General features: G+C 67.6%; 10 protein-coding genes. 4 read left to right on the top strand and 6 right to left on the bottom strand.

From position 1 onward, the window contains the following. Positions 1-135: 135 nt before the first annotated feature. Both AC1DZ6_RS10575 and AC1DZ6_RS10580 read right to left on the bottom strand, forming a co-directional pair. Positions 136-666: an SRPBCC family protein gene (locus tag AC1DZ6_RS10575; RefSeq protein ID WP_477097140.1), complete on the bottom strand. Its 531-nt coding sequence runs from the start codon at positions 664-666 to the stop codon at positions 136-138. Between the two features lie 218 nt (positions 667-884). Continuing rightward, positions 885-1,736, bottom strand: a complete 852-nt coding sequence (locus AC1DZ6_RS10580) for a glutamate racemase (protein WP_477097141.1) — start codon at positions 1,734-1,736, stop codon at positions 885-887. A 229-nt stretch (positions 1,737-1,965) separates the two neighbouring features. On the opposite strand from AC1DZ6_RS10580, the gene AC1DZ6_RS10585 reads away from it, so the two are divergent. The 4 genes from AC1DZ6_RS10585 to AC1DZ6_RS10600 all read left to right on the top strand — a co-directional run bounded on the left by AC1DZ6_RS10585 (position 1,966) and on the right by AC1DZ6_RS10600 (position 5,424). Continuing rightward, positions 1,966-4,101 carry a M3 family metallopeptidase gene (locus AC1DZ6_RS10585; protein ID WP_477097142.1) on the top strand — a complete coding sequence of 712 codons (2,136 nt, stop codon included), beginning with the start codon at positions 1,966-1,968 and terminating at the stop codon, positions 4,099-4,101. Between the two features lie 144 nt (positions 4,102-4,245). Next, entirely contained in the window at positions 4,246-4,821 is a 576-nt protein-coding gene (locus tag AC1DZ6_RS10590) for a PadR family transcriptional regulator (RefSeq protein ID WP_477097143.1), read from the top strand. 5 nt (positions 4,822-4,826) lie between these two features. After that, positions 4,827-5,165: a DUF2218 domain-containing protein gene (locus tag AC1DZ6_RS10595; protein ID WP_477097144.1), complete on the top strand. Its 339-nt coding sequence runs from the start codon at positions 4,827-4,829 to the stop codon at positions 5,163-5,165. A 118-nt stretch (positions 5,166-5,283) separates the two neighbouring features. Then, entirely contained in the window at positions 5,284-5,424 is a 141-nt protein-coding gene (locus AC1DZ6_RS10600) for a hypothetical protein (RefSeq protein WP_477097145.1), read from the top strand. 21 nt (positions 5,425-5,445) lie between these two features. Here AC1DZ6_RS10600 and AC1DZ6_RS10605 read toward each other — a convergent pair whose 3' ends face one another. The 4 genes from AC1DZ6_RS10605 to AC1DZ6_RS10620 form a co-directional block, all read right to left on the bottom strand. Continuing rightward, positions 5,446-6,528, bottom strand: coding sequence for a GNAT family N-acetyltransferase (locus AC1DZ6_RS10605; RefSeq protein ID WP_477097146.1), 1,083 nt, complete (start codon positions 6,526-6,528; stop codon positions 5,446-5,448). Positions 6,529-6,647: 119 nt separating this feature from the next. Continuing rightward, a complete protein-coding gene (locus tag AC1DZ6_RS10610) occupies positions 6,648-8,807 on the bottom strand; it encodes a prolyl oligopeptidase family serine peptidase (RefSeq protein ID WP_477097147.1) in 2,160 nt (719 codons plus the stop codon). 96 nt (positions 8,808-8,903) lie between these two features. After that, complete coding sequence (locus AC1DZ6_RS10615; protein WP_477097148.1) at positions 8,904-9,689, bottom strand: potassium channel family protein; 786 nt, start codon at positions 9,687-9,689, stop codon at positions 8,904-8,906. A 131-nt stretch (positions 9,690-9,820) separates the two neighbouring features. After that, a complete protein-coding gene (locus AC1DZ6_RS10620) occupies positions 9,821-10,063 on the bottom strand; it encodes a hypothetical protein (RefSeq protein ID WP_477097149.1) in 243 nt (80 codons plus the stop codon). Between the last annotated feature and the right edge of the window lie 184 nt (positions 10,064-10,247).

A 10,247-nucleotide genomic window follows, 5' to 3' on the forward strand; every position in this document is an offset into this window, starting at 1 on the left:
GCGCACCCCTCTATCCGCCGCAAGGGCAGAGGGGTGGCGCGCGGGCGCGCCAATGCGCTTCGCCGTCAGCTGAACCAGGGGTCCCGGGCACRAGGCCCGGGATGACGACGTGATAGAGAGAGCGGCTGATCGTCCCTACGGCGCCTTGCCGGTCTCGACATAGGTCTTGAAGCGATCGAACTGTTCGCTCAGCACGCCGTCGACGCCTGGCGCGATCTTGTCGAGCCCGCCCTTCCTGTAGCCGCCCACGTCATAGGTCTGGGTCAGGGTGGTCTTGCCGTCCGCCTCAGACAGGACCCAGCTCAGATGGCCGGTCGCGCCGGACATTTGCAGCGGCCCCAGTCCGCCGAACAGGCGCAGCCCCTGGCCCGGCTGGGCGTAGACCACGGTCATGTGCATCACCGACCCGCCGTTCGGCAGCTTCTCGCAGAAGCAGCCTCCGGCCATCGCGGCCAGCGACAGGTTGGCCGAGGACCCGGACCAGGTGTGGTCCTTGTTCCACCACTGCGAGGGCTGGGAGAGGGCGGCATAGACCTTGTCGGCCGGGGCGTTCAGCACCGCCGTGCGCTTGACCTCGAAGCCGTTGGGCTGGGCGTCGACGACCTCGGCGTGGGCGGCGGAGGTCGTGAGCAGGGCGAGCGCGGCAATGATCAGCAGGCGTTTCATGGTGGCCCTCCCGGTTGGGAGGAAGGGTGCCGCCTGCGGCCTTCGCGTCAAGTCGCCACTTGCTCCCACCTGGCGGCTGCGCCGCCTGTCCGCCCCCATGGGGGCGGAGGACGCACGCACGGCGCCGCACGGATCCTCTTCCCCCTGTGGGGGAAGAGGATCGCGAAGCGATCCGTAGGGGGCAAGTGTTAGCCTCTCCAACGCCCCAGGCAAATCGCCTAGGCCGCCTCGAACCTCAACGGCCCGCCCCAGAAGCTCTCCACCAGCCCGTTCTGCGGCCCCGGCGCGCCGGTGGTCAGGAACTTGCGCGCGCCGCCGGTACCAGGGTCCAGCTCCGGATGGCGCTGCAGGTAGAGCTCCAGGGCGTCAGCCGTCGAGGCCGGCTGGTGGATGACCGGGGTGCCGGCCGGCAGGGCGGCGCGGAAGATGTCGGCGATGATCTCGTAGTGGGTGCAGCCCAGCACCGCGCGGTCGGGATAGCGGCCGATGCGGGTTTTCAGCGCCTGGACATAGCCCTCGACCGCCTTGGCCAGGTCGACGGCCCCGGCGTCGGCCTCGATCATCGGCACCAGGTCCGGGCAGGCTTGCGAGAACACCGCGATGTCCTGCTTGCGCTTGTCGATCTCGATCTCGTAGACGCGCGAACTGGTCGTGCCCTGGGTGGAGAAGACGCCCAGGATGTCGAGCTGCTCGACCTTCTCGCCGCGCCGCTCGGCCTCGTGCTCCCAGGGCAGGCCGGTGGCGGCCTCGATGGTCGGCACGATAATGCCCAGCACGTTTATGGGTCGACCGAGCTGCTTGCGATAACCCGGCAGCCAGGTCTGCTGCAGGCGGCGCAGGGCGATGGCCGAGGCGGTGTTGCAGGCCAGGACCACCAGGCTGGCGCCGGTGTCGAACAGCCGCTCGCAGCCGGCCTTGGTCAGCGCGACGATCTCCTCGCCGGGCCGCCCGCCATAGGGGGCGTTGGCCTGGTCGGCCAGATAGGTGAAGTCCGCCTGGGGCAGACGGTTCACGAGGGCGCGGTGGACCGTGAGGCCGCCCACGCCGGAGTCGAAGACGCCGATGGACATGGATCTGGCTTAACCCGCCATCGTCCGGCCGTCCACGCGGCGCGCTTGAGATTCTGGCGCCGGCCGCGTGCAGGCCCGGCGCCGGGCATGAAGCGGCCAGGTCGAACGGGCGACGCGAGAGATTCTGTCGTCGAATTCACGCTTGGCGGCACGAACCTCGCACGAAAACGCTTAACGACGAGCCGCTCGGCGCTCTAGGGTTCCGCTTCCTTTCTCCGGAGACCCGCCCGTGAAGCGTCGTTCCTTCCTCGCCGCCGCCAGCGCGACCGCCCTGATGCCCATGATCGCCAAAGCCGCCACCCCCGCCGCCGCTTCGTCAAACCCCCTGTTGGGCCAGTGGACGGGCCCGCACGGCGGGCTGCCGCCGTTGGACAAGGTCAAGCCCGAGCTGTTCGCCGGCGCCTTCGAGGCGGCCATGGCCGAGCAGCGCCAGGAGCTGTTCGCCCTGACCGCCAAGCGCTCGGCCCCGACTTTCGAAGGGATCATGGCGCCCTTCCAGGATTCCGGCCGGACCCTGAACCGGGTCGGCGCGCTGTTCGGGGTGTTCACCTCGACGATGAACGACGCGGCCATGCAGAAGGTCGAGGCCGAGACCACGCCGAAGCTGGCGGCGTTCGGTGACGAGATCATCCAGAACGAGCAGCTGTTCGCCCGCATCAAGGCCGTCTACGACGCCCGCGAGACCTCGAACCTGACGCCCGAACAAAAGCGCCTGGCCTGGGTGGTCTATAACAGCTTCGCCCGTCAGGGCGCGGCGCTGGACGGCGCCAAGAAGGCTCGTCTCGGCCAGATCAACCAGGCGCTGGCCAGCCTCTACACCAAGTTCAGCCAGAACGAGCTCGCCGACGAGGAGGGCTACACGCTCGAGCTGGCCGAGGCCGACCTGGCCGGCCTGCCGGAGTCGGTGAAGGCCGGCGCGGCGGCCGCCGCCGAGGAAAAGGGCCTGAAGGGCAAGTGGCTGATCACCAACACCCGCTCGTCGATGGAGCCCTTCCTGGTCTATTCCGACCGCCGCGACCTGCGCGAGAAGGGCTGGAAGCTGTGGGTGTCGCGCGGCGACAACAACGACGCTCATGACAACAAGGCGGTGATCACCGACATCCTCAAGCTGCGGGCCGAGAAGGCCCAGCTGCTGGGCTTCCCGACCTACGCCCACTGGATCACGGCCGATCAGATGTCCAAGACCCCGGACGCGGCCATGGACCTGATGATGCAGGTCTGGAAGCCGGCCGTGGCCCGGGTCCACGAGGAAGTGGCCGACATGCAGAAGGTGGCCGATTCTGAAGGCGCGACCTTCAAGATCGCCCCCTGGGACTATCGCCACTACGCCGAGAAGGTGCGCAAGGCGCGCTATGACCTCGACCAGAATGTCGTGAAGCCCTACCTGCAGCTGGAGAAGCTGCGCGAGGCCATCCACTGGGCGGCGGGCCAGCTGTACGGCTTTACCTTCACCCAGATCAAAGACGTGCCGGTCTGCCATCCCGATGTGCGGGTCTGGGAAGTGACCAAGGGTCCGCAGCGCGTGGGCCTGTGGTACTTCGATCCCTATGCCCGGGCCGGCAAGCAGTCGGGCGCCTGGATGAGCGAGTATCGCACCCAGGAGAAGTTCAAGGGCGTGATCACCCCGATCGTCTCCAACAACTGCAACTTCGTGAAGGGCAAGCCCGGCGAGCCGGTGCTGATCTCGTGGGATGACGCCGTCACCATGTTCCACGAGTTCGGCCACGCCCTGCACGGCCTGAACTCGGACGTGACCTATCCCACCCTGGCCGGCACCAACGTCGCCCGCGACTTCGTCGAGTTTCCCAGCCAGCTCAACGAGCACTGGCTGCCGACCAAGCCGGTGCTGAGCCGGTTCGCCGTCCACTACCAGACCGGCAAGCCGATCCCCGACGAGCTGGTGGCCAAGATCGAGAAGGCCAAGACCTTCAACCAAGGCTTCTCGACGGTCGAATATCTGGCCTCGGCGATCTACGACATGAAGATCCATCTGGCGGCCAAGGGCCAGGCGATCGACCCGGAAGCCTTCGAAAAGACGGCCCTGACCGAGATCGGCTTGCCGTCCGAGATCGTGATGCGCCACCGGCCCACCCAGTTCGGGCACATCTTCTCGGGCGACGGCTATTCGGCCGGCTACTACAATTACATCTGGGCCGACACTTTGACCGCAGACGCCGCGGAGGCCTTCGCGGAGGCCCCAGGCGGCTTCTACGACAAGGCCGTGGCCAAGCGCCTGCACGACGACATCATGAGCGTGGGCAACACCATCGACGCGGGCGAGGCCTTCCGCCGCTTCCGCGGCCGTGACGTGAAGATCGGCGCCCTGATGCGCAACCGCGGCTTCCCGGTTCCGCCGGGAGCGTAACGCTCGATCCTGGAAGGCCACGCCGCACCGCGAGCGTGGCCTTCTTTTCAGACTGAAATCAGATATATCGAAAAACACTCTTGACGTTCAGCCGGTCCGATATATCTGTAAGTCCGATATAACGAAACAGGATCTAAAACTCACATGTTTGGACGTCATCCCCACCACCACGGCCGCCACGGCGGCGACCACGGCGCGTCTTTCGGCCGTCATCCGTTCGGCTTCCACGGCCACGAGGGCCATCATCGTCGCGGCGGCCGCATGGGCCGGTTCTTCGATCACGGCGACCTGCGTCTGGTCGTGCTGAAGCTGATCGCCGACAAGCCCAGTCACGGCTACGAGCTGATCAAGGCTGTCGAAACCGCCGCCGGCGGCGCCTACACCCCCAGCCCGGGCGTGATCTATCCGACCCTGACCCTGCTGGAAGAGCTGGGTTACGTCACCGCGGCCGACGCCGGCGGCGGCAAGAAGCTCTACACGATCACCGACGAGGGCCAGACCTTCCTCGCGACCAACAGCCAGCCGGTCCACGGCCTGTTCACCCGCATGGCCGAAGCCGCCGCCCAGAGCGCCGCCTTCTCGCCGCAGATCATGCGGGCCCGCGAGAACCTCAAGACCGCCCTGCGCCTGAAGCTGACCTCCGGCTCGCTGACCGCCGAACAGATCGCGGCGATCGCCAAGGTCATGGACGACGCGGCCGCGGCCATCGAAGGGGTGTAGCCGCCATGCAGAGCCACGCCCGCCTGAACACCGACAAGGCCGCGCGCTACATGATCCAGCTGGCCAAGCACTGGAGCCACAAGTTCGAGGTGTCGTACGACGACATCTCGGCCTTGATCCCACTGCCGCTGGGGACTTGCAGCATGCTGGCCGATCYCGACGGCCTGGACGTCACCATCGAGGCCGTCGACCCGGAGGCCCTGGCCCGGCTGGAGGACGTGGTCGCCGAGCACTTGCTGCGCTTCGCCTTCCGCGAACCGGTCAAGCGCCTGGGCTGGACTCGAGCCTGGGAGGCCGGCTGCATCGATCCGCCGGCCCTGCGGATCAACCGGGCGTCCGTCTAACCGCCGCCGCGTCACGTTTTCGGGTTGTCCTGGGACAGTCGATCAAACTTCCTTGCGCATGCCCGAAAACAGAGGTTTCATCCGACTCAAGCCCCGGTAGAGGGCTTTGGAGGAAACCATGGGTCATGTGGTTCGCGGCGTTGCCTATCGCGCGCGGCAGGACGGCCGTCAGGGTCGCCTTGGCTGGCTTCTGCTCATTTCCGCCGTCAATCTCATGCTTTGGAGCGGCGTGATCGCCCTGATCGCTCGAGCGTCCTGACAGCGGGCGTCCCGAGGGGCGTCAGCGCAAGCCGCGCAACACATCGATCCGTCGCATCGCCTTGCCCGGCAGGGCCGACATCGACCCCAACGGCAGGGACTCGGCCACCTCGCGCAGGCCGTAGGCCGCCGTGCGGGCCAGGGTCGAGACCGAGGGCGCGCCCAGGAACCCGAACATCACGCCCTGCTGGCGGTTCGACAGCTCGCGCTTGAAGCGATAGTCGCCGSCCCCGAGGTCGAGACGCTTGTAGGGACCCGCGTCCAGGCTCTTGAGAATGTCCTGGAACAGCAGCAGGCCTGGCGAATAGCGCTCGAACTTCGGGTCGTGGGCGATCAGCCAGCCGTGGACCGTGGCGCCGCCCCGCAGGTGGAAATGCACGGCCGCCAACTCGTCGCCCAGGTGCAGGGTGTAGAGCCCGCCGCCGAACGCCGGGTCGCGGGTCTCCAGCAGCTCGTCCATCAGCCGCAGGACCCAGTCGGTCTTGAACAGGTCGGTCTGGCCGGTGGCCGCCAGCTGGGCGCGCTTCCAGGCGACCAGCTGGTCGTAGTCGGCGCGGGAGTCCGACAGGGCGGTGAAGCGGGCGGGGCCGACCTCGCGCTCGACCTTGCGGCGCTTCTTGTCGATGTCCTTCAGCGCCCCGATCCCGGCCGCCTTGCGCTCGGCTTCGTAGGCGGCGTAGCCGTCGGCGACCTCGACCACCCAGGAGACGTCGCGTCCACGGGCGTGACCCTGGAAGGCCGGGTCCTCGGCCTGCATGTGGCAGAAGTCGTAGCGCGAGACGCCCAGGGCCTGGAGCATGGCGCGCGGATCGGCCCGGAAGCCGTYGCGGGTCACCAGGGCCTGGTAGTCGCTCATCGGCGCGCCGACCGGCATGGCGGTGGAGCCGCGCTTGCGGACGGCCAGGAACGCCGCCGGATCGCCGGCCGTGTCGCGCTGGACCGCGATCCGCACGTCGTCGGCGGGGCCGCGCGCCCGGGCCACGGCCTGGGCCCACAGCGGCGACAGGAACGGACTGTCCAGACGCGCCTCGCCGGCCTGGGCGGCCGACCAGGCCGCGCGGACCTCCGCGGGCAGTTCCAGGGCGGGAAAAACGTCGATCTTCAAGGCAACCTCGATCCGGCTCGGGCGAAGGTGCGGCCGGATAATCGGGGCGATCCTGACGGGCAGAGATTGAACTAGGGTTTACGGCCCGGAAAACAGGGTTCTCCAGGCCGACTTCCAAGTCAATCCATCAGCTTCTTCGACAGATAGACATATTCCAGGGCCTGGCGGCGGGCGGTCTCGGCCAGGTTGGCGCTTGCCGCGTGGCCGCCGTCGATGTTCTCGTAGTAGAGCACCGGATAGCCCAGTTCCTCCAGCCGGGCCGCCGCCTTGCGGGCGTGGGCCGGATGGACGCGGTCGTCCTTGGTCGAGGTCTCGATGAACACCTCGGGATAGTTCCGGCCGGCCTTGAGGTTGGAATAGGGGTCGTACTTGGCGATCACCGCCCGCTCGGACGGGATGGTCGGGTCGCCATACTCGCCGATCCATGAGGCCCCGGCCCCGATCTGGGTGTAGCGGATCATGTCGAACAGCGGCACCTGCACGACGATGGCGTTGTAGAGCTCGGGCCGCTGGGTCAGGGCCACGCCCATCAGCAGGCCGCCGTTGCTGCCGCCCATGATCCCCAGTCGGCGCGGCGAACTCAGTTTTCTTGTGATCAGGTCCTGGGAGACGGCGAAGAAGTCGTCATAGACCTTCTGGCGGTTCTCCTTGAGGCCGGCGTTGTGCCAGGCCGGGCCGAACTCGCCTCCGCCGCGGATGTTGGCCACCACGTAAGTGCCGCCGCGCTCCAGCCACAGCTTGCCCATCACCCCCGAATAGGCCGGGGTCATCGAGGCCTGGAAGCCGCCATAGGCGTAGAGCAGTGTGGGCGCCGAGCCGTCGTAGGCCACGCCCTTGGGCCGGACGACGAAGTACGGGATCTTCACGCCGTCGCTGCTGGTCGCCTCGAACTGCTCGACCACGTGGGTGGAGGCGTCGAAGCGGGCCGGCGAGGCCTTGACCTGTTCCAGCTTCAGCGACGCCGCGTCGGCCAGCCAGTAGGTCGAGGGCGTCAGATAGCCGGTGACGCTGACGAACAGGCGGTCGTCCCTCTGCGAGGCCGAGCCCAGGCCGATCGTCGAATTGGCCGGCAGGGTCAGCTTCTGGTGGGTCCAGCCCTTGGGTCCGTGGCCGTAGACCAGGGCGCCGCCGGTGACGTTGTCCAGCAATCCGACCACCAGCTTGTCGCGGGTGGTGGTGACGCTCTCCACCGACTGTTTGGCGGTCGGGCGCAGGACCAGGGTGGCGGGGGCCTTGGCCGGATCGGCCTTGAAGGCCGCCAGGTCGAAGCTGATCAGGTCGCCGGTCTTGAAGCCCCGCTCGGGCCAGTCCTGCTCCAGGGTCATGGCCATCTGGCCGGCCACATAGCCGACGACCGAGCTTTTCAGCGGCAGGGGCAGCTTCACCGCGCCCTTGTCGGTCAGCAGATAGGTCTCGGCCTCGAAGAAGCTGACCGAGCGGCTGACCAGGGTGGCCACCACCTTGCCGTCGGCGTCGAGCAGCGTGTAGGCCGAGGCCGAGACGTCGTCGGGCGTGCCCCGGAACACTTCCTTGGCCGAGGCCAGGGGCGTCCCGCGCTTCCACGCCTTGATCACATAGGCGTAGCCCGACTTGGTCACCTGGCCCGGCTCCCATTCGCGCGAGACCAGCACGGTGTCGCGGTCCAGCCAGCTGATCACCTGTTTGCCCTCGGGCAGCACGAAGCCGTTCTCGACGAAGGTCCTGGTCGTGGTGTCGAACTCGCGCACGACCATGGCGTCCTTGCCGCCGTTCGACAGCGAGACCAGGCAGCGGGTCTCCTCGGGCGCCAGGCAGCCCGCGCCCTTGAACACCCAGTTGGCGTTCTCGGCCTTGGACAGGGCGTCGATGTCGAGGATCGTCTCCCACTCGGGCTCGGCGGTGCGGTAGCTGTCCAGGGTGGTCTTGCGCCAGAGGCCGCGCACGTGGTCGGCGTCCTGCCAGAAGTTGCGCAGGGATCCGTCTCCGGCGAACGACACGCCCGGCACCCGGTCCTTGGCGTTGAGGATAGCCAGGGCCTGGCTTTCCAGCCCGGCGTAGCGGCTGTCGCCCTGCAGGACGGCCAGGCTGCGGGTGTTCTCGGCCTTGGCCCAGGCCAGCGGCCGCTCGCCCTCGATCTCCTCCATCCACTTGTAGGGATCGTCCTTGCCGAGATCGGCCAGCGGCGTGCGGGCCCCCTTGTCAAGAATGGGGGTGTTGGCGGCGGGAGCGGGATCGGCGGCTTGGGCGGCTGTGGTCATGAGGCTCGTGGAGGCGAGGAGGACGAGAAGCAGGCTACGCATCTGGGGATCCGGCGGCTGTCGTGACAGGGCGGCCCGTTCGGAGCGGGCCTTTGGACCTGGACGGTATCGGAAATCGGGGACCGCGCCAGCGCCCCCTCAGTCGTCATTGGGAATGTTCAGGATCTGGCCGCAGGCCTTGCAGTGCACGGCGTCGGGGTCGTGCCGGCGCAGGCCGCAGGTGTGGCAGGGATAGGTCACCTTGTGCGGCCGCAGGATCGACTGGATCAGGCCGATGAACAGCGACACGCCGCCCAGCATCACCGCCATCGACAGCAGCTTGCCCCACACGCCGGGCAGGGTGACGTCGCCATAGCCGGTGGTCGTCAGGCTGGTGACGGTGAAATACAGGGCGTCGACATAGCCGCTGATGCCGTCATGACGTCCGGCGAAGCTGGAATAGACGAAGCCCGTGACCACGAAGACGAAGGTGATCAGGGTGGTGGCCGCGCGGGTGATCTGCTCCACCCGGGTGTCGTCGTAGCGGCGGCCGACGGTGCGCCAGAAGAACTCGCTGTGGATCAGGGTCCACAGCCGCACCACCCGCAGGAAGCCGAAATTGAACAGCCAGGCCGGGAACAGCAGGGTGGCCAGCACGAACAGGTCGACCCAGGTGATCGGTTTCTTCAGCCAGGTCTTGATCTCGCCGTGGGCGATGGCCCGTGCCGCCAGGTCCAGGGCCAGGAAGGCCGCCACCCCGTAGTCGATCGCGTAGAAGGTCAGGCCGTGGCGGCGCATCAGGGGCGCGGCGATGAAGAAGGCGATGATCGCCAGGTCGATGACGATGATCCCGTACCGGAACCGCACGGCGGCGGGCGAAGCGCCGTGATAGAGCGCCCGCAGGCGGGCGCGGAGGCGAAGGCCGTCGGTGTTTTCGGCTGTCAAACGAACCATCCCACGGCGACGCATTGAGTTCGCCCAATAGAACGACAGGATACAGGGTCGAGACCCATGCGGGGTGATCTTTGTCTTTCTTGGCGTCCTCGAGCCAGAATCCACGGCGCGGACCCGGCCGACTACGGCGCCATGGCGTCGGTCCGGCTTTCCAGCAAGCCCGGCCGATGCGACTTGATCTCCTCCCGCCACGTCAGCAGCGCGGTCCTGTTCCGCCCCGGCGGCGTGCGGTCGAGCATCTCATCGATCTTGGCCAAGATCGCGTCGTTGAGGGCCAGCGCGGCCCGGACGCTTTCGATCATCAGCACGCGAAGGTCGTTGCCTCGGCGGATCTTGCGGCGACGGGGCGGCTTGGACTTGGGCATGGGGTTCTCCGTTCCTGACGGCGGACACGACTGTCCGACCTCGGGCTTTCGCGACGAGTGGGTGAGGAGGCGCGGAGCGGCCGGGCCAAGCCCGGATGACCGTGAGTTATGTATGTGCGTTTCGGCTTGGCTCGACCGCTCCGCGAAACCGTTCTTCTCAAGGGACGGCGACTGAGGGCTTGTT

The sequence above is a fragment of the Caulobacter sp. P1_B12_2 genome (assembly GCF_056406675.1).